Origin of the sequence: Paenibacillus aquistagni, from assembly GCF_900177815.1 — a bacterium.
Taxonomy (GTDB): domain Bacteria; phylum Bacillota; class Bacilli; order Paenibacillales; family Paenibacillaceae; genus Paenibacillus_B; species Paenibacillus_B aquistagni.
Window position 1 is genome coordinate 25,564 of record NZ_FXAZ01000001.1, and the last position, 22,969, is coordinate 48,532.

The 22,969-nt window shown below is 47.3% G+C and carries 26 protein-coding genes and 4 tRNA genes; 23 read left to right on the plus strand and 7 right to left on the minus strand.

The annotated features are described in order from the left end of the window. Positions 1–127 precede the first annotated feature (127 nt). From B9Y93_RS00175 to B9Y93_RS00185, 3 genes are read left to right on the plus strand one after another with little or no spacing between them, the layout of a single operon-like run. Positions 128–2,113, plus strand: a complete 1,986-nt coding sequence (locus B9Y93_RS00175; RefSeq protein ID WP_085492366.1) for a hypothetical protein — start codon at positions 128–130, stop codon at positions 2,111–2,113. Then, positions 2,110–2,718 (plus strand): cell division ATP-binding protein FtsE, encoded by a 609-nt coding sequence (locus tag B9Y93_RS00180; RefSeq protein ID WP_085492367.1) that lies wholly within the window; start codon positions 2,110–2,112, stop codon positions 2,716–2,718. The genes B9Y93_RS00175 and B9Y93_RS00180 overlap by 4 nt, the downstream gene beginning before the upstream one ends. Next, positions 2,715–3,188, plus strand: a complete 474-nt coding sequence (locus B9Y93_RS00185; protein ID WP_085492368.1) for a hypothetical protein — start codon at positions 2,715–2,717, stop codon at positions 3,186–3,188. Before B9Y93_RS00180 ends, B9Y93_RS00185 begins: the two co-directional genes overlap by 4 nt. A gap of 96 nt (positions 3,189–3,284) precedes the next feature. Here B9Y93_RS00185 and B9Y93_RS00190 read toward each other — a convergent pair whose 3' ends face one another. From B9Y93_RS00190 to B9Y93_RS00210, 5 genes are all read right to left on the minus strand, one after another. Then, positions 3,285–4,409, minus strand: a complete 1,125-nt coding sequence (locus B9Y93_RS00190) for a glycosyltransferase (RefSeq protein WP_244903247.1) — start codon at positions 4,407–4,409, stop codon at positions 3,285–3,287. A 36-nt stretch (positions 4,410–4,445) separates the two neighbouring features. Then, positions 4,446–5,486, minus strand: coding sequence for a glycosyltransferase family 4 protein (locus tag B9Y93_RS00195; RefSeq protein ID WP_085492369.1), 1,041 nt, complete (start codon positions 5,484–5,486; stop codon positions 4,446–4,448). Positions 5,487–5,489: 3 nt separating this feature from the next. Next, entirely contained in the window at positions 5,490–6,248 is a 759-nt protein-coding gene (locus B9Y93_RS00200; protein ID WP_244903248.1) for a glycosyltransferase family 2 protein, read from the minus strand. Between the two features lie 15 nt (positions 6,249–6,263). Next, the gene (locus B9Y93_RS00205) at positions 6,264–7,376 is read right to left on the minus strand and encodes a glycosyltransferase family 4 protein (protein WP_085492370.1); all 1,113 of its coding nucleotides are present in this window, start codon (positions 7,374–7,376) and stop codon (positions 6,264–6,266) included. A 128-nt stretch (positions 7,377–7,504) separates the two neighbouring features. Further along, positions 7,505–8,377, minus strand: a complete 873-nt coding sequence (locus B9Y93_RS00210) for a helix-turn-helix transcriptional regulator (protein ID WP_085492371.1) — start codon at positions 8,375–8,377, stop codon at positions 7,505–7,507. A 129-nt stretch (positions 8,378–8,506) separates the two neighbouring features. Between B9Y93_RS00210 and B9Y93_RS00215 the strand changes: the two genes are divergently transcribed. The 7 genes from B9Y93_RS00215 (at position 8,507) to B9Y93_RS00240 (ending at position 12,095) form a co-directional block, all read left to right on the plus strand. Beyond that, complete coding sequence (locus tag B9Y93_RS00215) at positions 8,507–10,483, plus strand: alpha-amylase family protein (protein ID WP_085492372.1); 1,977 nt, start codon at positions 8,507–8,509, stop codon at positions 10,481–10,483. A gap of 3 nt (positions 10,484–10,486) precedes the next feature. Continuing rightward, complete coding sequence (locus B9Y93_RS24995) at positions 10,487–10,612, plus strand: hypothetical protein (RefSeq protein ID WP_280522872.1); 126 nt, start codon at positions 10,487–10,489, stop codon at positions 10,610–10,612. A 196-nt stretch (positions 10,613–10,808) separates the two neighbouring features. After that, a tRNA-Gly gene (locus B9Y93_RS00220) sits at positions 10,809–10,883 on the plus strand. A gap of 11 nt (positions 10,884–10,894) precedes the next feature. Then, a tRNA-Arg gene (locus B9Y93_RS00225) sits at positions 10,895–10,971 on the plus strand. Positions 10,972–10,992: 21 nt separating this feature from the next. Continuing rightward, positions 10,993–11,075, plus strand: a tRNA-Leu gene (locus tag B9Y93_RS00230). Positions 11,076–11,084: 9 nt separating this feature from the next. Further along, positions 11,085–11,161: transfer RNA gene (locus tag B9Y93_RS00235), tRNA-Pro, on the plus strand. A 295-nt stretch (positions 11,162–11,456) separates the two neighbouring features. Then, the gene (locus B9Y93_RS00240; protein ID WP_085492373.1) at positions 11,457–12,095 is read left to right on the plus strand and encodes a phosphatase PAP2 family protein; all 639 of its coding nucleotides are present in this window, start codon (positions 11,457–11,459) and stop codon (positions 12,093–12,095) included. A gap of 143 nt (positions 12,096–12,238) precedes the next feature. On the opposite strand, the gene B9Y93_RS00245 is transcribed toward B9Y93_RS00240, so the two are convergent. Further along, positions 12,239–12,394, minus strand: coding sequence for a DUF1540 domain-containing protein (locus B9Y93_RS00245; RefSeq protein ID WP_085492374.1), 156 nt, complete (start codon positions 12,392–12,394; stop codon positions 12,239–12,241). A 117-nt stretch (positions 12,395–12,511) separates the two neighbouring features. Next, positions 12,512–12,895: a VOC family protein gene (locus B9Y93_RS00250; RefSeq protein WP_085492375.1), complete on the minus strand. Its 384-nt coding sequence runs from the start codon at positions 12,893–12,895 to the stop codon at positions 12,512–12,514. Positions 12,896–13,226: 331 nt separating this feature from the next. Between B9Y93_RS00250 and B9Y93_RS24430 the strand changes: the two genes are divergently transcribed. The 13 genes from B9Y93_RS24430 (at position 13,227) to B9Y93_RS00310 (ending at position 22,957) form a co-directional block, all read left to right on the plus strand. Continuing rightward, complete coding sequence (locus B9Y93_RS24430) at positions 13,227–13,373, plus strand: hypothetical protein (RefSeq protein ID WP_176228804.1); 147 nt, start codon at positions 13,227–13,229, stop codon at positions 13,371–13,373. Continuing rightward, positions 13,355–13,870: an RNA polymerase sigma factor SigY gene (gene sigY, locus B9Y93_RS00255; protein WP_085492376.1), complete on the plus strand. Its 516-nt coding sequence runs from the start codon at positions 13,355–13,357 to the stop codon at positions 13,868–13,870. The genes B9Y93_RS24430 and sigY overlap by 19 nt, the downstream gene beginning before the upstream one ends. Next, positions 13,867–14,235 (plus strand): YxlC family protein, encoded by a 369-nt coding sequence (locus B9Y93_RS00260; RefSeq protein ID WP_085492377.1) that lies wholly within the window; start codon positions 13,867–13,869, stop codon positions 14,233–14,235. The genes sigY and B9Y93_RS00260 overlap by 4 nt, the downstream gene beginning before the upstream one ends. After that, a complete protein-coding gene (locus B9Y93_RS00265; RefSeq protein ID WP_085492378.1) occupies positions 14,228–14,437 on the plus strand; it encodes a sigmaY antisigma factor component in 210 nt (69 codons plus the stop codon). The genes B9Y93_RS00260 and B9Y93_RS00265 overlap by 8 nt, the downstream gene beginning before the upstream one ends. 24 nt (positions 14,438–14,461) lie before the next feature. Beyond that, on the plus strand, positions 14,462–14,665 hold the full coding sequence (locus B9Y93_RS00270; protein ID WP_085492379.1) for a PLDc N-terminal domain-containing protein: 204 nt from the start codon (positions 14,462–14,464) through the stop codon (positions 14,663–14,665). Then, positions 14,662–15,585, plus strand: coding sequence for an ABC transporter ATP-binding protein (locus tag B9Y93_RS00275; RefSeq protein WP_085492380.1), 924 nt, complete (start codon positions 14,662–14,664; stop codon positions 15,583–15,585). Before B9Y93_RS00270 ends, B9Y93_RS00275 begins: the two co-directional genes overlap by 4 nt. Beyond that, a complete protein-coding gene (locus B9Y93_RS00280) occupies positions 15,582–16,382 on the plus strand; it encodes an ABC transporter permease (RefSeq protein ID WP_085492381.1) in 801 nt (266 codons plus the stop codon). The genes B9Y93_RS00275 and B9Y93_RS00280 overlap by 4 nt, the downstream gene beginning before the upstream one ends. A gap of 92 nt (positions 16,383–16,474) precedes the next feature. Next, positions 16,475–17,197 (plus strand): BofC C-terminal domain-containing protein, encoded by a 723-nt coding sequence (locus B9Y93_RS00285; RefSeq protein WP_085492382.1) that lies wholly within the window; start codon positions 16,475–16,477, stop codon positions 17,195–17,197. 126 nt (positions 17,198–17,323) lie between these two features. Next, positions 17,324–18,466: a cation:proton antiporter gene (locus B9Y93_RS00290; RefSeq protein WP_085492383.1), complete on the plus strand. Its 1,143-nt coding sequence runs from the start codon at positions 17,324–17,326 to the stop codon at positions 18,464–18,466. Positions 18,467–18,629: 163 nt separating this feature from the next. Beyond that, complete coding sequence (gene ruvC, locus B9Y93_RS00295; protein WP_085492384.1) at positions 18,630–19,133, plus strand: crossover junction endodeoxyribonuclease RuvC; 504 nt, start codon at positions 18,630–18,632, stop codon at positions 19,131–19,133. Continuing rightward, a complete protein-coding gene (ruvA, locus tag B9Y93_RS00300; RefSeq protein ID WP_085492385.1) occupies positions 19,130–19,756 on the plus strand; it encodes a Holliday junction branch migration protein RuvA in 627 nt (208 codons plus the stop codon). The genes ruvC and ruvA overlap by 4 nt, the downstream gene beginning before the upstream one ends. Before the next feature lie 15 nt (positions 19,757–19,771). Further along, positions 19,772–20,782, plus strand: coding sequence for a Holliday junction branch migration DNA helicase RuvB (gene ruvB / locus B9Y93_RS00305; RefSeq protein ID WP_085492386.1), 1,011 nt, complete (start codon positions 19,772–19,774; stop codon positions 20,780–20,782). Positions 20,783–20,845: 63 nt separating this feature from the next. Continuing rightward, positions 20,846–22,957: a SpoIID/LytB domain-containing protein gene (locus tag B9Y93_RS00310; protein WP_085492387.1), complete on the plus strand. Its 2,112-nt coding sequence runs from the start codon at positions 20,846–20,848 to the stop codon at positions 22,955–22,957. Positions 22,958–22,969 lie beyond the last annotated feature (12 nt).

The following is a 22,969-nucleotide window of genomic DNA, read 5'->3' on the forward strand; positions in this document are numbered from 1 at the left end:
TAGTAAATAATCACCTCATTAATATCAGACGGTAAGGAACTATCAAGTCTTGGCGCGATAAGCAATAGCAGCTCAGGGCAATTTGCCTTGTATACATTTGGTGACCTTATTAAAGGAGCGCATTCTTTTGAAAAAAATAAAGTTTGTCATTAGTTTTATCCTGATCTTAATTGGGTTTTTCATTACGGGTGAAAGCTATCAACTTTACTTGGATAATTTTGAAACCCAGAACTATAGCACTACTCTTTTCTTGAATGGATCTCCTAATAATACGGAGCAAAAAATGGTGGAAGATATAAAAAAAGCCGCTGAGCAAAATGACGTACAAGTCTTTACAGTTGTATCAGATGTGAAGAGTATGCTGTTAAGTGAACGTCGTATTTATGGAACTGTGGGCACAGAGAAATATATACGGGATCACTTTCAAATTAAAGGAAAGAGTTACCCTAGTATACTATCTGGAACTAAAAATATCGTTTTTCATTCGCTTGAACAACTTGTACAGAATGAAGACTTGACGAGCATCACCCAATATTACCTGATTGGCGCAAAGGATGCTGTTTTTAATTTTAAAGACAGCTTGAATGGCGTGTATGCAGGGAATTTTCCCCAAGAAGGATATGACAGCTCGGGAAAGGTGACTATTTTTTCTATTTGGTTATTGATTTCGTTTGTGCTGTTATTTCTATCCTATTACGACGTCACTTTACAAAAAAAAGAAAGCTTTATTCGAATCTCTTTGGGTGAGCGAACAAGCGTTGTTATGTTTAAAAATATAGCTTTGGATACGATCGTGTATTCCCTTGTTTTTTTTGGGACATTTTTTACTGTGCGATATTATACAAGTACGTTCTTTCACTTTGATATTTCTTTTGTTGTTTTCATGAGCATGTTATTTTTTAATGCTTTGTTATATCTCACGTTCTATTTTTATAATATAAAGGAAGCAATGGCAGATACTAAAAGCTCTAAGAAATTATTGGTTATGAATTACGGTTTGAAAATCTTCAGTGTAATGATTACATTAACAGTTGTTTCTAGCAATATTGCTGTTATAGTTGAGAGTTTACAATTTTATCAACAGCGCGCTTTTTTTAAAGAACATGCCGATTATTTTTATGTAAAACTGCAATATAGGCTTACACCAGAGCAGAGTGAAGACAACTCGCTTGAAGACTCCTTTTTGGTTACGGAAACGTTTTACCGTAAGTTCTTCAAAGACTTTGATGCTACACAGCTTGTTACTTCTGGCGTATTAGGTAACAATGTCATGCTGGCAAATCAAAACAGCTTACCTTACTTGCAAGATCATATTGAAGAATTAAGCATGATTAATTCGCAAAAAGAACTATATTTTATTTTGCCTGAGGATTTGAAGAATGACAAGAATCTAATCAGTCAACTGAAAAATAATGTTGAACTAGTGGAACAAACAAAGTTCGATTACGACTACGATATTATCTTTTATAAAGGAAATCCCAAGATAATTTGTATAGATGAATTTTCTATAAACGGTAGTTATTATATGAAGCTCCCGATTATTGTTTATAACAATATGGATTTAACTAATAGGGTGGATTTGGCGAACGCCAGTCATTTCCGTTGGGATTACGCCCATGATATTTTGTACAAGATTTCTCCCGATCAGCTAGACAGTTTTGTTGCGGAACACAATTCGGAAACCAATGAGCTTCACTACCAGCTAACAAATGTCCTTGAGAAATATGAGTATCAGTGGAGCATCATCAAGAGAACCTTGTACTTAAATGTAATCCTGACTCTACTAATCTTATTTTTGGAGTTCATTATTATTACGACTATCCTAAGATTGGAGTATAAAGTGAATGCGATAGAGTTAAGCATTAAAAAAGTATTAGGACATACGGTATGGCAAAAAAATCGAAAAATTTTACTGATTACCGTAATTCCTACGCTGCTAGGAATTGCTGCAGCATCAATATTAAGGCTGTTCACCGATGCAGAACATTTTTATGATTATTTGATTTATGGAAGTCTTCTTATATTAGCCATCGAACCCTTCATTATCTTGTCTTATATACGGAAGCTTGAAAGAGCCAATATTCAAAAAATATTAAAGGGGGGAAGCCTATGATTGAGATCAATAACGTATCAAAGTCTTTTGAAGATAAACCTTTGTTTGCTAACCTGAATTTAAAAGTAGAAAAAGGCGAGTTCGTTATTTTCTCAGGTCCAAGCGGATGTGGGAAAACGACTCTTCTCAATATGATTGGGGCTATTGAACCCATTGACAACGGCGAAATCCTTGTAGATAACCTTAATATTCAAAAAAGAAAAAACCAACTTCATTACTTCAAATTTAAACTGGGTCTTCTTTTTCAGAATTTTGCACTTGTTGAAAACAAGACTGTGAAAGAAAATCTAAACTTTGTTCGTAAAGAATGCCGATCGGGAGTGTCTATTGAACAGGCTTTGGAATGGGTCGGGCTAGCGGATAAACTTAATAAAAAAATATACACATTATCCGGAGGAGAACAGCAGAGGGTTGCGTTATCAAGACTAATGATAAAAAAATGTGATATTATCCTTGCGGATGAACCAACAGGTTCGCTCGACAGCAAAAATGCAGAGGTTGTACTGGACATTATTAAGCAGTTCCATACTCAAGGAAAAACGGTGATTATGGTGACTCATGACGAGGAAATAAAAATGAGAGGTGAGCGGATTATTCACTTATGAAAATAACACAGAAAAAAATCATTCGGCTTGTGACGGGTATCTTGCTGCTGATCTTTACGGTTTGGAATATTACATGGTTTGTTTATGTAGCGTTTAAATATACTCCTTATACGGAGTTGGTTCCAAAGGACAAATATGGGTCTCATCATATTGTGGATTCTGATGGATACAACTTTAATGTTGAAAAGCCAATTTATTTATTTTTTACTGGTAATTTAGCGGCTGTTGCTCCAGGTGCCGCTTGCACTCTCGTTATTTGGCCAGAAGTGTTTGGAGGATATGAGTACGGACTACGTGTAGAAGATGAGAGCGGTGGTTATGAGATAATAGTAGATTCGAATGGTAATGCCCTTCGATTAGACGGACAAAGTGATAATGAATTTGAACAATCAGTAGCTGTTATTGAAAACAACAGAGAGAGCATACAAAAGATATTTGAAAAGGCGAATAATCTTTGGGCTTTAGAGTAGAATTTTTTAATATGGCAATAGGACCCAATATAAACTTGCAGACTGCAGAATATACTTACAATCAATCATGTAGTAAACAAAGAAAAAGCGCTTGTGTTATACAACCGGTGATCCGGTCATATGACTAAGCGCTTTGATCATGTCTTGAGCAGCTTCCCGCGGAGTAAACAGGGAAGTAGCAGCCTGCTGCGCATATAAGCCCTTGGCTGCAGCCTCCTGATAGTTGTCGGCCACATGCCGCATAAGGGAACGCAGCGCGTCAACAGAGCATTCTGCCCACAGCTGATCACGCTGATAACCATCAAAGTAATGCTGCGGCTTCACGGGAACGAAGGTGAATGGGACAGGATAGCTGTTGTACTCATTCAAAAAGTCAGTATGGCCACCCCAGCCGGTAGCAATAATCGGCAGCCCTCTAACCGCAGCCTCCAGCATCGGATAGCCGACTCCTTCCCCGCGGCTGACGTGGACAAAGGCCTGGCAATGACGGAACAGAGCATCCATCTGCCATTCACTGCGGAACTCAAGGTCAAGATAGAGCGGAGCGGTTGGATGATGAATGCCCAATTCACTTTTCATCTGTGCAACGCTCTGATGCAGGTCAGGGCCTGCTGCTGTTTTGATTACGAGGCATACAGGGTCCTCGGGGCCAAACTCTTCCCAGAATGCTTTTAGGAGAAGATCCATGCCTTTGCGTTCAATCCAGGAGCCTACGGCTAAGAATCGGAAGGGAGGCAGATTCTGAAGGTACCCAGGTACGTGATGGGAGCCTGCTCTTTCCTTTGGGATATGCAGGCATGGGCGGATATGATACAGCGGGACCTTCACTCCAGAGGCACGAAAGACTTCCATATTGTTCGCACTCGGCAAAAATAGGGCGTTCATCTGATTGGCCTGATGCACCCAGCGATCAGGGATTTTGGACGTCTCCCAATAGGTGAAGCCAATGGAAGGGTGCAGCTTGCGCTTCCAGAGATCGGGGATGGAATGAAGCACATAGATGCGGCGCTTGGTTCTTATCTTTCGCTTTACAGCAAGATGATGAAGAACCTCCCGCTGCTCACGGGGCAGCTCAATCTCGGGCATTGCAGCGTGGAAGGCTTCGAGTTTTACATCCACGCCGCTCTCGTGCAAAGCCAGAACATACTGGCGAGTTGCTTTGGCATAGCCGGTAAAGTCGAACACATTACCTTGCCAGACAAGCTGAAGAATGAGGCTCACCCCCTATAGGATTAGGCTTCCTTCAGATTAAGACGCTTAGGATGAGGTAGGGGCAGGGGCAAAGCGATTGAATACATGAAGCAGCTTGTTGATGACGCGCGGCCAGTTGTATGTCTTCGCTGTTTCAATCGCATTAGCGGTCAAAAATTGTGTGAACTCCGGATCATTCATAATGCGATGAATGCCGTTCATCACTGCGCTCGCATCCCCTTTATTGACGAGTATGCAGTTCCAATTGTCTTTGCAGAATTCCTCATTGCCTTCAGCACGAGTCGTAACGACAGGCGCGCCGCAGGCCATTGCCTCTAGAATGGGAAGGCCGAAGCCTTCGTGATGGGAGGTTTGAACGAAGACACCGCAGTTGGCATATAAGTATGCGATCTGAGCATCATCGGGAAAAGGAAAGTGCATGGTCGAGATGCCGCGGACCTTGGGCCGCTCAATGCCGAAGGTTACGAAGGAAGCGCGCGGTTCATATTTGGCAAGCCCCTGCACGGCGCGAAGCGTCACTTCAAAGCCCTTCAAGTGCTGACTTCTGCGGCTGCAGGCCAGTATCCGGTACGGATCATGATCTTGTGTTCGATTCGGCTTGAAGATCTCCGTATCGACCGCAATGGAGATATTGTCCGCCGTCTTATGGAAACGCTCAAACAGCTGATTTGTCGTCCAGTCTGCGATGGTCAGCATGTGCACAGGCAGACGATAGGTATGACGAACGCGTTCTTGCATGTCTTTGAGCGCGGGATAATAGCTCTCTTCGATGTCTTGAACGAGGTACATCGGAATGCCCTGCCCGCCTTGATTCGGATCACAGCTGTTCCATACAACCGCCATCGTCTTCCACCAGGTTGCAATCTTGATGCCGCGGACTTTTTTAAGCTCCTTATACATGGCATTATAATTGGCGAAGCTTCTGAGCGGCACCTTCAAAGGAAACCAAGAAGGGTCGCCTTCGAGTGCGAACAGCTGGACATGAACACCTGCTTCATGAAGACGATTGACTTGCTCCATCACATTTTTTATTCCACCAGACAAACCAACTTTCTCCAATACATATACGATTTCTAACGTACTCATCAGCTACAATTGCTCCCCTCTCCACGTGGACCAGAACAGCTTCCGTGCTTCAAGCTCCTTGTGACGCCAGTAGCGATTCTTGTTGAGCTTCGTTGTTCCTCGCGTGTAGCCTTCAAGATGCACCGCATGAGCAGTGCCGCAATATACGACACGATACCCGTGCTGCTTCGCACGATAGCAGTAGTCCACATCTTCATATGCAATAAAGTAGCGCTCGGATAGCGGGCCAATCTCATCTATCAGCGCTCTTGAGATAAGCATTAATGCCCCGGTTACGGCATGCGCATCCTCTACAGCAAGAGCTGGAGGGTAGTCAGCAGGCTGGAAGCGATAGCGATGATCAAAGTTGCCTCGCAAGGAAGGGACGACTCCGCCATGCTGAATCGTCTGGTTCGCATACAGCAATCTTGCCCCAACAATACCGATACGGGAGTCCTGCTTCATCGTGTCAATCATGAGGTTCAGCCAGCCAGGCTGCTGGAACACGATATCGTTGTTGATCAAGATGACATAATCACCGCTTGATTGCTGTATGCCAGCGTTCACGGCTTTGCTGAAGCCTTCATTCACGGCATTGGCGATAAGGTGGACTTGGTTGTCTCTTGCCCATGGAATGAGCGCCTCTTGCACAGAGGCTGCGCTCCCATCATCAACAACAATAATCTCGCTCTTGAGATCGAATGTTGTTGCCTGGTAGCTGTTGACACATTGCTGGACCAGCTCTATATGGTTAATCGTAGGGATGATGGCACTAATCATCATGAGTCTCTCTCCTAGCTAATGAATTGAGAGCTCTCTAAGCCTGAGAGCAATCCTCTCTGCACATTGCCTCCACGTATATTGTTCGGCTACCGTCTGCCGTGCCCATGCCGCCTTCATTCGTGCGTCCTCTGGATGACTAACAACGTGGCGCATCAGCTGTCTTAGCGCAATTGGATCTGGATCAGCCCAGCATATCCGAGGAGTGGAGGGGCTTGAAGCTACTAAGCCTCGAATGGGAATAAGGAAGCTGTTGCCTTCATGCAGGAAGTCCAAATGAGCGGACCAATTGGTCGTAATGACAGGCAGTTCGCACGCCATTGCTTCCATTACAGTTAAGCTCCAGCCTTCCCCCCGTGTAGGCAGCACGTAGCCGTCTGCAAGGTTATAAAGATCAACCAGCTGTTCCTCGGACCAAGCTTCTACGGAAGAGAGCAGTTGAATCGAGGGGCGAGGTGTACCGCTGATCCGCTCTGCTGTGGCTTTGATTTGAGCATGCTGCCGATGGATCTCCTCTATGCTGCTGGCCCTCGACTTGATCAGCAGGCACACATCTTCTTGCTCGGAGAATTCAGTTGCGAAGGCTGCAACGAGACGTTCCACACCTTTGCGGTCATCAAAAGAGCATATACAGAGGAAGACAAAGCTTCGAAGATTCGGAATGGATAAGGAAGTAGGCCTCTTGCGAAAGACATCGCAATCTACACCGTAGGGCATGACCTTCAGCTTATGCAGAGGAACGCCGCTTCTGGCGAAAGACTCTTGATTGAAGCGGGACGGCACCCAGACCTCATTCATCATATTGCACATTCTAGCCCATGAACGAGGCAGCCTATGGCATTCGAACATGGTCATTCCAATCGTATATTGCTGAACAGGCTTGAAAAAATATTGAGCGGGATAATGGATGAGGACGGGATGGTTTGGAGGAAGCGCTGTATGCACAAGCTGATTGAAAAATGCGGCTTGATCTGCTTCGATCGGAATCTGAACAGTCTCGGGGTGGATCGGTGTATAGCGAACGGACACCTGCAGCTTGGTGAGCTCCTTGATCATCTGCCGATTCGCATTAGCATAGCCTGTTGGCTCATAAATCGTGCCAATGCTGTGAAGACTTAGTGCTCCGTTCACAGGATAACCTCCTTGTAAGGCTGAATAAAGCAGCCCTAATGGACCTAGGGCGGCAATCATTCACAAGCAGATAAAGCCAATTATTAGAATATATGTGATCAAGGCGCAATGGGGAACGGCACAATCCATTAAGTGAAGCGCTTAATCTCGTGATAAGCTCTGCCAAGACGGTATTCAGAAGGGCTGATGCCATATTTTTCCCGGAATTGATTCGTAAAATAATGAATAGAGTCATAGCCGAGCTCTAGCGCAATATGTGTAATGGTCTGCCTGCTTTCCATGAGCAGCACACACGCCTTTTTCATTCTGGCGTCAAGCAAATAAGCTTTAGGGGTGATTCCCATCTCCTGCTTGAAGAGACGGTAGAACTGAGATTTCTCAAGCCCGCTTATCGCACACCATTCCTCATGAGAAGCGCGGGTCTCTGGATGATTGTCCATCTCTTCGACAACATGGGCAATGCGCTCATCTATGGGCTTATTAACGCTCGCGATATGTGCCCATTGCAAGAGCCAGCTCTTAAGAAGCGAGGCAGCGGCTTCTTGTGTATAAGCTCCCTGCTGATTGAAGGCAGCTAAGGTCAGCTTCATGAGATCAATGAGGTGGGGATAGGAGCGCAGCGACATGGAGGTTGGCAGCAGATCAAGCGGCTTGCAGTTCCTGATGGCTGTCATCCACTCCTGCTGGTACTGATCCCATTCATAGGCAAAGTTCGGCTGATGTGGAGCCGGGGCGGTCCACAGATCAAAATAAATATTGTAAGCATCCATTGTCTCCATGGGCGCATGCTCAAATAAATGCCATTCTCCTGGTCGAACAAAGATAAGGGTTCCATTTGAGATGGGATGGCATTGATCCTCAACCAGCATATGGCCATGACCTTCGATAAAAAGGTGACAGGCATAACCATATCCTCTTCTTCGCTGTTCATCTCGCTCACCACGATAATTGTACAGATGAGCAGCACGCACATAAGGGGTAATGTCCGTTAGATCCTGCATGGATGACGCCTCCAATTCATGAGCAATATATCGGAATAATTTATAACCTGATGGAAGCTTGCCTAAATACGAAAACGTTAGGTCAATGATACAATGAGGCCAAATAAAAGTCATCTATAGGAGGATATTATGCGATTTAGACAAGTGCATCTCGACTTTCATACCTCTGGACTTATTCCGAACATCGGAAGAAAATTTTCTAAATCACAGTTTCAGGATATGCTGAAGCTCGGACATGTTGATTCGATTACGATCTTTGCCAAATGCCATCATGGGTACGCTTACTTTCCGTCAGAAACGATTCCCAAACATCCGGGACTATCGTTTGATCTGCTCGCTGCCCAGATTGAGGCTGCTCATGAGATTGATGTCAAAGTACCGATTTATCTCTCCGTAGGATTGGATGAGCATCTGGCGTGGGAGCATCCAGAGTGGCTGATGAGAAATGAAGAGGATAAGACGAACTGGGTGGATTCCTTTATGAAGCCTGGGTACCATCAGTTTTGTCTCAATACTCCGTATTTGGATCTCATGCTTGAACAGATTCAAGAGGTTGTTCGCAAATATGACGGAGATGGGATCTTCCTTGACATTGTCGGGGAGCGCAAATGCTATTGCCCAACCTGTCTGAAGCAAATGCTCAATGATGGCATGGATCCCAAGGACCCTGAGCAAGTGAAGGCCAATGGACAGCGCATCTATGCTCATTATACGAAGCGAGTGCGAGAGGCGATTGATGCGATTAAGCCTGGTCATCCCGTCTTCCATAATGAAGGCCATGTCCATCAAGGAAGATTTGAACTGGCGCGCATGAATTCTCATCTTGAACTGGAGTCACTGCCAACAGGAGGATGGGGGTATGACCATTTCCCATTGTCAGCTCGATATGTGCAGCAGTCAGGCATGGATTTCCTCGGCATGACGGGAAAGTTTCACACGTTCTGGGGGGAATTCGGAGGATACAAACACCCGAATGCCCTGCGTTATGAAGCAGCTTTAAGCATTGCCAATGGGGCTCGCTGCTCGATTGGCGACCAGCTTCATCCAGAAGGATTGATGGACCATGCGACGTACTCCTTAATCGGCAAAGCCTATCAGGAAGTGGAGCAGAAGGAGGCATGGTGTGCAGATACGATAAACCATGCAGACGTAGCTCTCTTTACGGTCGAAGCTGCGCGAATTCAGCAGGATAGCGGCTCGATGTTCTCTGGCAGGATCGACATGGGGGCAGTGCGCATGCTGCTCGAGGGCAACATTTTGTTTAACGTGGTTGATCTGGAATCCGATTGGAGCGAATATAAGGTTGTGATTCTGCCTGACTCCATATTGATGACGGAGCCGATTCTCAAGAAGGTAGAGAGCTATCTTGCTGGTGGGGGCAAGCTCCTAGCTTCTGGCCGCTCGGGACTGAACCCGGAAGGGACGAAGAGCATGCTACCGCTCGGTATTGAGGATTTGGGTGAGAACCCTTATAAGCCAGACTACTTCTATCCAGACTTCGAGATGTCTAACTGTGAGCCGGCATCCTATATTATGTACAGTCAAGGGCGCCGCATCGCTTTGATGGATGGCATCGAGCTTGGAAGAAGAGAAGACCCGTACTTTAACCGTGAAGCCTTCCAATTCAGTTCTCACCAGCACACGCCGACTTCGGGTGAATATGGCGGTCCTGGCATGGTGGAGACGAAGCAAAGCATCTATATTGCGTGGAATGTCTTTGAAGACTATGCAACGAAGGGCAGTCTTGTTCTAAAGGAAATGGTGCTTTATGCTCTTGCTCGCCTATTAGGAGAGAAGCAATCCATCGTGACTTCGCTGCCTGCTCAAGGCGTCACCACCATTCAGCATCAAGCTGGGGAAAAACGCTATGTGCATCATTTGCTGTATGCCTCACCAGTGAAGCGGGGAGAGCGGGTCGAGATCATTGAGGATATTGTACCGCTCTATGAAGTGAAGGTAGAAGTGCGATTGCCTGTAGAGGTTGCGCATGTCTATCTTGCTCCGCAGATGGAGGCTGTTCCATTCGAGAAGACGGCTCATGGCATCTCCTATATTGTTCCGAAGCTTGACTGCCATCAGATGGTTGTGCTTGATTATAAGAATTAAAAGATGTATGTAAGTGAAGCAGGGCTGTTGAACGCTGTTCGAGCTGTTTGGCAGGAGAGCGGCCTTGCTAATGTACAGGGAGGGCTGTCTGTGCTAAGAACAGGCAGCCTCTTCTTGTTGAATACCTAACGCTAAGGAGTACTCATGTTGATGCAGCGATGGGAGCATGTAGCGGCTAAAGTCAGTCAATATTTCCCTTCGACAAAATTCGAAAAAAAGGTTTGCAAATCTATTTTGTGTATGATATATTAATTCTTGTCCTCGCGAAACACGAGTTGCTGAAAACGAGCGTATAAGTGAGGAAAAGAGAGTATTTGGAAGATATGCGGACATAGCTCAGTGGTAGAGTATCGCCTTGCCAAGGCGAGGGTCGCGAGTTCGAATCTCGTTGTCCGCTCCAGAATTTTATATGCGCCCTTAGCTCAGCTGGATAGAGCGTTTGACTACGAATCAAAAGGCCAGGAGTTCGAATCTCTTAGGGCGCGCCACTTTTTATTGAAATGGATTAAGCCGGTGTGGCGGAATTGGCAGACGCGCGCGACTCAAAATCGTGAGGGAAACCGTGGAGGTTCGAGTCCTCTCACCGGCACCAATTCAAAAACGGGACGTAGCTCAGCTTGGTAGAGCACTTGGTTTGGGACCAAGGGGTCGCATGTTCAAATCGTGTCGTCCCGACCATCTTATTCAAATCATGGACTTACATAAGAAAAACCGCCATTGGGCGGTTTTTTGTTTTCTTTTCTAACAGAGGAACTGGAGGATTCATCTTGAATGCTAGGACAAGACTAATGCAGGATGGTCGTTAAAATATACTTGTTCGTAAGATTGCATATTTTGTCCGCTGGATACAATACACCTAATGCTTCTGGTCTATGCTTCCCTTAGCAATCATATTGCTCATCTGGTATCGTAAGTGAAAAGTCCCTTATTAGGGATTGCAACAGGCCTGAAACAACAGAAAGGGATTAGATGAATGAATGCTTCCAAGACAGCTAGACGCAGTATGAGTATCTCCGTGGTCCTTGCAGCCTTATTTATTATCTTTGCTTGGCTAGTGCTGACTGATCGGCTATCCTCATTCGATCTATTGATCATTGAGACGATTCAAGGTCTGGAGAGCCCGCTGTTAACCAAAGCCATGCTGCTGATTACCAAGACGGGGGAAGGCTTGCTGCTCATTATGATCACGCTTGCGATAATGATTGTGTTATTTGCTGTACTCCGTCATCGAAGAGAATTGGAACTGCTTGTATTTGTCTCACTTACTTCTGCTTGCTTAAATCAGTTGTTGAAGATCATAATCGTGCGTCCGCGACCCACCCTTAACCGCTTGATTGAGGTAGGCGGGTACAGCTTCCCAAGCGGGCATTCCATGGCTGCGTTCAGCTTGTACGGGACGGTCACCTATTTGCTATGGAAGCACATCCCGAATCGAGCTGGACGCATCGTGCTGCTGACATTGAGCGGCTGCTTTATTGTGCTCATTGGGTTAAGCCGAGTGTATCTTGGCGTTCATTATCCTACAGATGTTTTGGCAGGCTACTTAGCGAGTGCCAGCTGGCTGCTGCTTTCCATTAGCTTATATGAACGCTGGATCAGGAAGATATCTTAATCGCGGCGATCAACAATGCAAGATAGCTATGAATAATCAAGAATGATAATGAGAATAATTATCAGTATAAGAATAGTGTGGCAGGCAAGGTTAGAAATGGACAAAGCAGCCTTGGAGGAGGCTGCCTCGCATAGGGACAAGGTTTAGATCTTAGGCTCAAACGTTTTGCAGTCGGTTTCCTGGGAGTTCTTCGCTTGCTGTCCACGATGGCTGACCACATAAATCGAAGAAGCGTTGCATTTGTTGCCTGGTGCCCAGAATTTGCAGTTGTTTACTTCACAAAGCACATCTTTTGCCATGGCTCTCTTCACCTCCTATCCCTTATAGGATGGACAGCCAAGACAGCGTTTTATACGATCTTCGCTCATCTTTTTATGGATGAGCTCTTTTGTGTGCTTTGATTTCTCTTTTTTTCATTAGCGTTGGAAAAATTCAATCCATTCGCCCTCTGGACCAGAAATAAAGAAATAACGGTATCCATTAGGCAAGGTCGTTATTTGCTCATCCAAAAATGGAGCATCCGTATCCTTCAAACGTTGGAATTCAGCTTCAACATCCTCAACATGTATGGCAAAATGATGAACCGTCCCTTCACTAGGGAGCTGGTCGCTGTATCCTTGAATCAGTTCTACTTCCGTCTCGTCTTGGCCGTTAAAACCTAGAAAGGCCAGCTGGAAAATGCCGTTTGTGTGGGTTACCCGCTGTTTGAGTTCAAGACCGACAATGGTGGTATAGAAACGAATCGTTTTTTCAATGTCTCGTACAATAATGCCAACATGATCAATGCGCTTTTGTGCCATCAGCATCTGCTCCTTTGAATGTATGAGAGTATTCATAAATCATGGAGAAAGGACTAAAGTGGGGTATCTGTACATCCTCCATGTCACCTTCACATTTATCTGCCCATTTTGTTGAAATAAGTAATAGTTAATTCTATATAAATAATTCCGATGTGTAAAGTATGTATTATGCATTTCCCTTGATCTGCGGTTGCTTCATTGCAGAGCTTTCATTAGAAGTGAGTTAGAATGAAGCTTATGTTCCCAGATGCTATCTAAGCATTAGAGAGTTTACACTGCTTTAATAACTTTTTTCGAAAAAATGAACGATTGCATAAAGCAGATCGTATTAATGACGATTGCAATCCACAACATGCCGTTATATAAGCTGAACAATGGCAAGGAAAAGGTGAGCGGATGGAATGAAGCTGAAGAGTCACATCCCATTGCTTATATCAAAAGAAAGGAGCGTGAGAATGCTTGTCTGAACAGCAGCTGATTCAACAAGCTCAGCAAGGCAATACGGAGGCGCTTGCGCTCCTGCTGCGACAGCATTATGCCATGGTTCGCGGTTATATGCTTAAGCTGACCATGAATCCAAGCTTAACGGATGATCTGGTTCAAGATACAATGCTTCGAGCGATGGAGAAGCTTCATACCTACAATGGAAAGTCCAAATTCTCCTCCTGGCTGATCACCATTGCGACTCGATTGTACTTGGATCGACTGAAGCGGATGAAGGTAGAGAGACGATGGCTTGAACAGGAAGGACGGCTGATTCGCTATCAGGTGGAGACGAATCAATTGGAATGGAGCGAAGCTATGGAAATGCTCCAGCAGCTTCCCCCAGAGCAGCGAGCGGCGATTCTGCTGAAGCATTATTATGGATACGCCTATCCTGAGATTGCCGCGATCATGCAGTGCAGCGAGGGTACCGTCAAGTCCCGTGTACATTATGGTACGGAACAAATAAGAAAGGAGATGAAGGAGCAATGACAAGAGATAAGAATCCAGTACAAGCAGATCCCCAGTTGCTGCAGGATCAAGAGCTGACGCAGAAGCTGCTTAACAGTTGGAATCAGTTGGATCAGCTAAATGAGCGTACACCAATGCCATCTGAAGAAGATATGTTCCAGATGCTCGTACACCATAAACGGCGATTAAAGCACAAGCTGTGGAAAGAACTCGCATGGCTATGGATCCTTGCAGCCTTTGTGATTGCAGGCAGCTTGATACTTATGCACCGTGAGTTGATCCTCTATATTGGGATTCAAATTGCACTTGGCATTGGTGCAGCCGGCTACTTGATCTTGACTTCCTTTTATCGAAAAAAAGAGATGAGGGGGAGCACAAGTGAATAGTCCTGAAGAGGTTCCTGTGTGGGTATGGTTGATTCTCATCCCGATCCTGGTTGTACAGGGCACCGGCCTGTTCATACACGCAAGGAAGTCAGGGCGCTTCCCTTGGCTCTGGGCACTGTGGGGATTCATGAATGTTCCGATGCCGACACTTGTATATGTATTATTTGCAGTGAAACCATGGAGACGTTCTAAATCAGATTAAGCAATACCTTGGGAGGGGTAACGGATGGATACTTGGCAAACGATTCCTTGGCATTTGATTATGCCGCTTATTGTACTGCAGCTCATCCTGATGATAACGGCACTGATCTCGCTTGCAAGAACGCCATATACGAGAGGTCCAAAGTGGCTGTGGATTATACTGATTATTGGCCTTAATCTAATTGGCACGATCGCTTATTTCGTGGTTGGAAGGAGGGATCGCAGATGAGCAGCCTGGTTATCAAGCAGCTTACCAAGAGCTTTGGCTCTCATACAGCCGTTCATCCGCTTAACCTTACGATTCGAGAAGGCAAGTGCACAGCATTATTAGGTCCGAATGGAGCGGGAAAAACAACGACGCTTCATATGCTGACAGGTTTGTTGAAGCCTACAAGCGGGACGGTATCGCTTCGAACGAGTGCAGGAAAGAGTGTTGGTAGCGATCTTAGGCCCCATCTAGGGTTTTTGCCGCAGGCTCCAAGCTTCAGCGACTGGATGACAGGCAGAGAATGGCTGCGATTCATTGGGAAGCTGAGCGGTCTGAGCCGCAAGGAAGCAGCGTCGAGGGCTGGCCAGTGGCTTGAGACAACGGGGTTGGCAGAAGCGGCAGACAGAAGGATTGGCGGGTATTCTGGCGGCATGAGGCAGCGGCTTGGGCTGGCTCAAGCAATGATCCACGAGCCTTCTATTCTGCTTCTGGATGAACCGGTCTCCGCCCTTGATCCGATTGGCCGCAGAGAGGTGATGAGTCTTTTGCAATCCATGAAAGGCGAGATCACACTCTTATTCTCGACGCATGTTCTGCATGAAGTGGAAGAGCTATGCGATGATCTTGTCCTGATGAAGGAAGGCTCGATCGTGAAGCAAGGCGAATGGGCAGAGCTTCGCAAAGAGTCTGAGGGCACTGTAATTACAATAGAAGTGGAGCGATTTAGTGAAATGCAAGACTGGCTATCAAGCTTGTCTCAGCTTCCTTCCATAACAAAAACGGAGATTTCGGGGTATACCGCAGCACTCCATACTAATGATATGAACAAGGCAAGGCAAGCGCTGCTTCAGGAGGTCCAAAGGAAGCGTATTCCGCTCTCGCGGTTTGATGCAGGCGTGATATCATTGGAACAGCTGTTCATGGAGGTGGTTGCAAGATGAGGAACACCCTGATTTTATTTCAAAAAGAATGGATGGAGCTCATTCGTCATTATAAATGGCTGTGGGTGCCGCTCGTCTTCCTTTTGCTCGGTATTTCCCAGCCCATAACCATGAAGTTCCTCCCCGATATTCTTGCCAGTACGGGCAGTCTGCCGGAAGGCACGATGATACAGCTGCCTACGCCAACCTCAGGGGAAATACTTGGCCAAGTGCTTAGCCAGTTTAACACGGTCGGCATTCTCTTGTTGGTCCTTGCGACGATGGGAACCATCTCATCAGAGGTAAGGAGCGGGGTTGCAGGGGCGATATTAACGAAGCCCGTATCCCCTGCGTCTTACTTGGCAGCGAAATGGGCTGCCGCAATGTGCCTCACGATTCCAGCATTCAGCATAGGCTATGCGGGCGCGTGGTATTACACGGTGCAGCTGTTCGAACCTATTCCTGCACTTGCTGTTCTCACGGCAGCAATAGTTGCATTAGGCTGGTTCTGCTTTATTGTCACTCTTGCTGTTGTGATGAGCTTATGGCTTGCAAGCGGTGCGGCCGCAGCCTTCTCAACACTTGCTATCGCATTGCTGTTTGGACTTATAAACTTGCTATGGAAGGATTCCTATCTCCTTAATCCTTCTAAGCTTATCGAAGGCGCGCAGTATATGCTGATGGAACAGCCCCCGTCATTTTCAGTAGGGGTTACGGTCTTTATGACATTGCTGCTTAGCGGATTGCTTTTTGCTATTGGTTTGTGGAGTGCAACAAAGCGTCAGAGCTGGCTTCCTGCAGATAAAGGCTCTTACTAAGGTTAGTTTGCAGGTTTGAAAGGATGCAAGTATAAGAATCCCCTTCAGATGGTCACACTAGAAAAAAAAGAAGGAAATGAAGGGGATTCATTATGACGAAAGAACGTCGTTTGTTAGTTCAATTGTCATTGCGACTGAAATTGAAAAAACGCTTGAAGCGATGGAAGCGTCCGTTGTGGTCGTTGGCTGTCTTTTTATTATTCGCCGCCATCTTTACGATTGGAATTCGTATGATGGATGAGTCACGCAAGCTCACAGATCGCGCTATACCGGATAATTCGGAGGTACAAGCTGCATTTGCTGCGAGCAGCGAAGCCTTGGCTCAAAACGCTCACAAGCAGGTCATTGAGCAGCTGATGGGCGAGAAAAAGAAGCTGAAAGTGATTCAACGAACTTCGTATATATGCGGTCATGTCGATAAGTCACTAGGAAAGCAAGCGCCATCACAGGTGATTCAATTGCTGCTCGAACATCCGAACTGGAGTGCAGTGATGAACGCAAAGCATGAGATTGTACTCGAAGAGCGAATTGATGATTTGTCGGAAGATTGCAAGGAACGCGCTTATATTGGCCTTGATAAAGACGGCAATCTCACTTTATATGACGATGTGCCTGAAAAAGACAATGTGATGCGCACGTTCTTCCAGCTGGATGTGGAGTCTATGGAGAGCGCCCTGCCTCCACAGGTGCTTAAGCAGCTTCAAGATGGTATACGAATAACGGATATCGATGAATATCATAGCGTCATCTCAACCTTCAGTGACTATGCGGTTGAGGAGACGAAGGGCGTCATGAAGCAGACGCCCGCACCATAATCAAACGAATAGGATCGTAATGAGGGGCGCTGAGAACAGCGTCCTTCTTCGTTTTGTTTAATTAAGGGGAAAAAGAAGAAGAATAACCATGAGCTGTTGGAATATGATCAAGAGGAAGGTGACCCTATGGAATTGATGCTGATGCTGCTTATCATTCTGACGGCAACAAAGCTAGCCGGAGACCTGTCCGTTCGGCTGGGGCAGCCGTCGGTGCTTGGCAAGCTGATCGTGGGGATTCTGCTTGGGCCCGCGGCGCTTGGCTGGATCACCGAAGGCCATCTAATTACACAAATGGCGGATGTCGGCGTTATACTGCTCATGTTTATTGCTGGGCTCGAAACAGATATGGACCAGCTGAAGCAAAATTGGAAGTCGGCCTTCGCCGTCGCTGTCGGCGGCATCGTGCTGCCTTTTATCGGCGGATATCTCGGGGGCTTGGCTTTTGGGCTTGCCTCTACGCAGGCGATGTTTATCGGGCTATTGCTCTGCGCAACCTCGGTGAGCATCTCGGTACAGACTTTGAAGGATATGGGGCAGCTTAGTACGCGTGAAGGCACAACCATTCTTGGCGCTGCTGTCGTTGACGATGTCTTGGTCGTGATTATGCTTGCCTTCATGCTAAGCCTTCTTGGCGGTGGAGAAGTCAATCTTGCAGTCGTTATCATCAAAAAGCTGGCATTCTTTGCAGGAGCGATTATTGTTGGTTGGTGGGTCGTTCCCTATATCATGAAATGGCTGGCTCCTCTAAAAGTAACAGAGGCTATTATCAGCGCCGCCTTAATTGTCTGCTTCTTGTTCTCATATGCAGCTGATTATCTGGGCGTCGCAGGCATTATCGGTGCGTTCGCTGCGGGCATCGCCATCTCGCAAACGCCCTTTAAGCATGAGGTGGAGGATCGCATCGAGCCGATTGCTTATGCCATCTTTGTCCCGATCTTTTTTGTTAGTGTCGGGCTTAAGGTCACCTTTACGGGACTGGGCGAATATGTGTGGTTTATTATCGCCTTCAGCTTCATCGCGGTCGTAACGAAGCTCTTTGGCAGCGGTCTTGGAGCGAGACTAACGGGATTTAATCATCGAAGCTCGCTTGGAATCGGCGCTGGAATGGTATCCCGAGGGGAAGTGGCCTTGATCATTGCGACGACAGGCCTTGCAGGAGGCCTATTTCAAGAGGAATACTTTACGCCGCTTGTGCTTGTTGTCATTATTACGACGCTGATTACGCCGCCTATGCTTAAATCCATCTTCGGCAATCGACAGCTTGGATAGTAAGCAGCCTCTGCATTTTACTTCATGAAGTCTTTTGAAATAAGGGCCATTGAACCATTTTTGCCGGCCTGCTTCTGATGGATTCTCTTCCGGTTGATCTATGTTATAATAGGTTGAACACATATGTTCGCCTGTGACAGGATCGATAAGGGAGAGATTTTTTTTGCGCATTTTAGGAATTGATCCGGGGATTGCCATTGTCGGCTTTGGCTTCGTTGACAAGCAGGGGAGCCGCGTTGTGCCTGTTCAGTACGGCTGTATTCAGACAGAGTCCACGACGGCTCCAGAGGTACGGCTGCTGCAGGTATTTGAGGCGACAGAGAAGCTTCTCGATCAGTATAAGCCGGATGCAGTCGCGGTAGAGAAGCTGTTCTTCAACCGCAACGTCACAACGGCATTCTCGGTAGGACAGGCGAGAGGGGTTGTTATTCTCGCTGCTGCCAAGCGAGGGCTTCAGATTGCAGAATATACCCCTATGCAGGTGAAGCAGGCCATAGTTGGCTACGGGAAGGCAGAGAAGAAGCAGGTTCAGGAGATGGTGAAGCTCTTTTTGAAGCTTAAGGCCATTCCGAAGCCAGACGATGTAGCGGATGCGCTCGCAGTAGCGATATGTCATGCGCACTCTAGTGGATTACAAGATCAATTGAACGGAGCTTGGACTCGATGATAGATTATGTGAGAGGGCAGGTTGCCCATATAGAGACGGATAGTATCACGATTGATGTGCATGGGCTTGGCTACCGTGTGTTTTGCCCTAATCCATACGCATTTGCAAAGTCTGAGGAAGAAGTCATCGTATTTACGCATCATCATGTACGTGAAGATGCGATTTTGCTGTTTGGCTTCCCATCGCGCGAGGAGCAGAAATTGTTTCGCAGGTTGATAGATGTAAACGGCATTGGACCGAAGGTGGCGCTGGCGATGCTATCAGCAGGCAAGCCAGAATCGCTAGTGATGGCGATTCAGCAAGAGAACCTGACCTTCTTGACGAAGCTGCCTGGCATCGGCAAGAAGACAGCCCAGCGCATTGTGCTGGATCTAAAAGACAAGCTTGACAACATTGGCCTTGATCTTCGCGTTCAAGCGGAGACGCTGTTCGTGGACGCGCCAGCCATTCTATCGGATGAGGACCATTCCTCGTGGGGAGAAGCACGCGCGGCGCTTAAGGCGCTCGGATATCGCGATGCAGAGCTGGATCAGGCTTGGGCGGATCTTAAGCATCGCGTTCATGCGGATGAGAGCGTCGATTCGTTGATGAAGAAAGCTCTATCTGTACTGTTCACGGGTTAGAAAGGCGGTTAATCAATGGAGGATGAACGCATTATTTCAGCAAACTTCATGATGGAAGATCAAGCGGTGGAACTTAGCTTAAGACCGCGCTACTTAAATGAATATATTGGGCAGTCCCAAGTAAAGAACAATCTGAAGGTGTTCATCGAGGCTGCTAAGATGAGGAAGGAAGCGCTGGATCATGTGCTGCTGTACGGCCCGCCTGGACTTGGCAAGACGACCTTATCCAATATTATAGCAAATGAGCTTGGCGTTAATATTCGTACGACGTCAGGGCCTGCGATCGAGCGTCCTGGGGATCTTGCTGCCCTGCTAACGAACTTGCAGGAGGGCGATGTCTTGTTCATCGATGAGATTCACCGACTGCACCGCACCGTTGAAGAGGTGCTGTATCCTGCAATGGAGGACTTTGCACTCGATATTATCATTGGCAAAGGCCCCAGCGCTCGCTCCGTGAGATTGGATCTGCCGAAGTTTACGCTGATTGGCGCGACCACGAGAGCAGGATTGCTGTCCGCCCCATTAAGGGATCGTTTCGGTGTCGTCAGCCGTCTGGAGTTCTATACGACAGACGAGCTCAGCTTCATCGTATCAAGAGCAGCGGATATTCTTGATGTGGAAGTCATCGGCGAAGCATCTCATGAGATTGCAGTACGGTCGCGGGGAACGCCGCGGATCGCGAATCGCTTGTTGAAGCGGGTGCGTGACTTTGCTCAGGTAAGAGGCGATGGCGTGATTACACCTGAATTGGCAAAAGAAGCGCTGCACTTAATTCAAGTCGACCCGCTAGGCCTTGATCAGATTGACCACAAGATGCTTGAGGCGATGATCACAAGCTTCAGGGGCGGACCCGTTGGTCTGGATACGATCGCAGCTACAATCGGAGAAGAAAGCCAGACAATTGAGGATGTGTATGAGCCTTATTTGCTGCAGATCGGTTTTCTTCAACGGACGCCGCGTGGTAGAATAGCGACACCAAAAGCTTACGCGCATCTTGGCATTCCAATGCCGGATAGCCAGTCATAAACCGCAATACGAAAGTTCGGGAGACTTTCGTATTGTTTTTTGCGGGAGAGGAGACATACACATATGGTTATGAGAACATGGTTGCAGCGTACGGCTGTAACGGTTTCTGCCTGTGCATTGCTAGTCGGAGGTAGTGCTTTTGCTTCCTTGCCAGCAGCAGAGGCCGCTCAAAGCACAGATGCAGCGGCCCAAGCAGGCAGCAAGACGGAGGCGAACACCGCTATTCGTGTAGCTTTGTTTGGAAATCTGGGGAAAAGCACGCAGAATCGAGCAGGTCAGGTGACATTGTCCTCAGAAGGCGTGCTTAGCGTGAAGTCGCGCAGTGCAAGCGGGCAAGTTGCTTTAGGCACCAAACAGGCTCGATTCAGCCTGGATGGTTATCAAGTGAAGCTGTTTGAATCAAAGGACAAAGCAGCTGCACAAGCTGTATTGAAGCGTGCGCAAGCCTCAAACAGTGCTTACATGATTCAGATTCCAAGACGCGGGGCGACGTTCTATGCGGTCTATGCGGGCTCTTACGCGACAGAGGCGCAAGCTTCCAAAGCCCTTGCAAACTACCAGGCTGACGGCACGATGAAGTCTTTGACAGCAGGCTACAGCAGTGTGGTCGCAGGGCCAAATTATTGGCAGGCAGGTACATATGGATCTCAAGCAGAAGCGAATGCAGCTCGCAACGCGCTGCTGAATGCGAATATAGAGGCTTACACCGTAACGATTGAAGGTGAAGGTGCGCACCATACAGCTGTATGGGCTGGACAAGCAGGATCACAAGCTGCGTTATCGCAGCTGAAGGCGTCCATCCAGCAGGCTCTGCCCGGTGCGGCAGTTAGAGAGGTTCAAGCTCAGGGAGCCTTGATACACTCGATAGAAGATACAGGCTCAGGAACCATCGCGCGCTATAGTGTGTATGGCGCGCAGAAGTGGGCGTTGTCCACAGATGCTCAATCCATCAAGGTGTCAGAGCGATCGGGTCGCTCTTACCGCGGAATGATGGAGCTTAGCAGCTACAATGATGAGCTCGCGCTGGTCAATGAGCTTCCATTGGAACAATATCTGGTCTCGGTCGTTGGCGGCGAGATCTATCCGAACTGGCCGGAGGCTTCCCTGAAAGCCCAGGCAGTGGCAGCTCGTACCTTTGTGCTCTATCAGGGCAATAAGTTTGGCATAGCCAACGTCGTGGACACGACGCTAAGCCAGGCCTACAATGGCCTGGAGAAAGAGACAGATACTGTGCGTCGAGCAGTGGAATCAACGGCTGGCGAAGTATTGATGTCTGATGGCAAGCTGATTGAGGCGATCTTCAACTCTAATGCTGGCGGAATGACGGCAGAGGCAAGCGAGGTATGGGGCGGAGGCCTTCCTTGGGCGCAAGCGACAAAAAGTCCGGATGAAGGTGCTGAAGCGGGCAAGTATGCTTGGTATTATGTTGCATTAGAGGATGGAAAAGTTGGCTATGTTCGTGAAGATGTCGTGCAGCTGGATGCAGGACGGGACCAAGCAGGCTTCCAGATTGCAAGGCCAATCGAGGACAACACGAATATTCGTCCGTTCCCAGCCGTTCAATCGAATGCTGGACCGATTGCTTCCGTGAAGAAAAATACACGTCTTATCGTCATGGACACGGTGAAGGAATCCAATGCCTACAGCTGGATTCGCGGGCCATATACCGCTACGGAAGTGCTCAATATGATTCAATCCAAGACGAAGACCAAGATAGCAGGACCGCTCTATACGCTGACGATCGCTGAGCGAGGCCCATCCGGGCGCGCAACGAAGATTGAAGCGAATGGCGTGCCTGTTGAAGTGAGTTATCCGGATGCATTCCGAAGTGTGTTTGGCGGCTTGCCGAGCACCATGTTTGATATCGTGTCCACTAAGGATTACGCTGTCATGGGCAGTGATGGCAAAGCCGTTGCAGGAAGTGGAATAAGCGGCAAGCAGGCAATAGGCGGTAACGGCTCCTCCACGAGTCTTAAAAATGGCACCATCGTTGTCGATGGACAAGGCAAAGGAAGAGTGCTGAACGCGGAGACAATGTATATCTTTAAGGGCAAAGGCTATGGACACGGGATCGGCATGTCTCAATGGGGTGCCAAAGGCCTTGCAGATCAAGGGTATGACTACGAGCAGATCTTGAAATACTATTACAAAAATGTGGAACTTGTACAGCGTTAGGATGATACGACA

Bases quoted from the DNA above. Each gene is read 5' to 3' on its own strand.
- B9Y93_RS00180 (WP_085492367.1), top strand. From the start codon at position 2,110: ATGATTGAGATCAATAACGTATCAAAGTCTTTTGAAGATAAACCTTTG.
- B9Y93_RS00185 (WP_085492368.1), top strand. From the start codon at position 2,715: ATGAAAATAACACAGAAAAAAATCATTCGGCTTGTGACGGGTATCTTG.
- B9Y93_RS00195 (WP_085492369.1), bottom strand. From the start codon at position 5,486: ATGAGTACGTTAGAAATCGTATATGTATTGGAGAAAGTTGGTTTGTCT.
- B9Y93_RS00200 (WP_244903248.1), bottom strand. From the start codon at position 6,248: ATGATGATTAGTGCCATCATCCCTACGATTAACCATATAGAGCTGGTC.
- B9Y93_RS00210 (WP_085492371.1), bottom strand. From the start codon at position 8,377: ATGCAGGATCTAACGGACATTACCCCTTATGTGCGTGCTGCTCATCTG.
- B9Y93_RS00215 (WP_085492372.1), top strand. From the start codon at position 8,507: ATGCGATTTAGACAAGTGCATCTCGACTTTCATACCTCTGGACTTATT.
- B9Y93_RS24995 (WP_280522872.1), top strand. From the start codon at position 10,487: ATGTATGTAAGTGAAGCAGGGCTGTTGAACGCTGTTCGAGCTGTTTGG.
- B9Y93_RS00240 (WP_085492373.1), top strand. From the start codon at position 11,457: ATGAATGCTTCCAAGACAGCTAGACGCAGTATGAGTATCTCCGTGGTC.
- B9Y93_RS00245 (WP_085492374.1), bottom strand. From the start codon at position 12,394: ATGGCAAAAGATGTGCTTTGTGAAGTAAACAACTGCAAATTCTGGGCA.
- B9Y93_RS00250 (WP_085492375.1), bottom strand. From the start codon at position 12,895: ATGGCACAAAAGCGCATTGATCATGTTGGCATTATTGTACGAGACATT.
- B9Y93_RS24430 (WP_176228804.1), top strand. From the start codon at position 13,227: ATGACGATTGCAATCCACAACATGCCGTTATATAAGCTGAACAATGGC.
- B9Y93_RS00260 (WP_085492377.1), top strand. From the start codon at position 13,867: ATGACAAGAGATAAGAATCCAGTACAAGCAGATCCCCAGTTGCTGCAG.
- B9Y93_RS00270 (WP_085492379.1), top strand. From the start codon at position 14,462: ATGGATACTTGGCAAACGATTCCTTGGCATTTGATTATGCCGCTTATT.
- B9Y93_RS00275 (WP_085492380.1), top strand. From the start codon at position 14,662: ATGAGCAGCCTGGTTATCAAGCAGCTTACCAAGAGCTTTGGCTCTCAT.
- B9Y93_RS00280 (WP_085492381.1), top strand. From the start codon at position 15,582: ATGAGGAACACCCTGATTTTATTTCAAAAAGAATGGATGGAGCTCATT.
- B9Y93_RS00285 (WP_085492382.1), top strand. From the start codon at position 16,475: ATGACGAAAGAACGTCGTTTGTTAGTTCAATTGTCATTGCGACTGAAA.
- B9Y93_RS00290 (WP_085492383.1), top strand. From the start codon at position 17,324: ATGGAATTGATGCTGATGCTGCTTATCATTCTGACGGCAACAAAGCTA.
- ruvA (WP_085492385.1), top strand. From the start codon at position 19,130: ATGATAGATTATGTGAGAGGGCAGGTTGCCCATATAGAGACGGATAGT.
- ruvB (WP_085492386.1), top strand. From the start codon at position 19,772: ATGGAGGATGAACGCATTATTTCAGCAAACTTCATGATGGAAGATCAA.
- B9Y93_RS00310 (WP_085492387.1), top strand. From the start codon at position 20,846: ATGGTTATGAGAACATGGTTGCAGCGTACGGCTGTAACGGTTTCTGCC.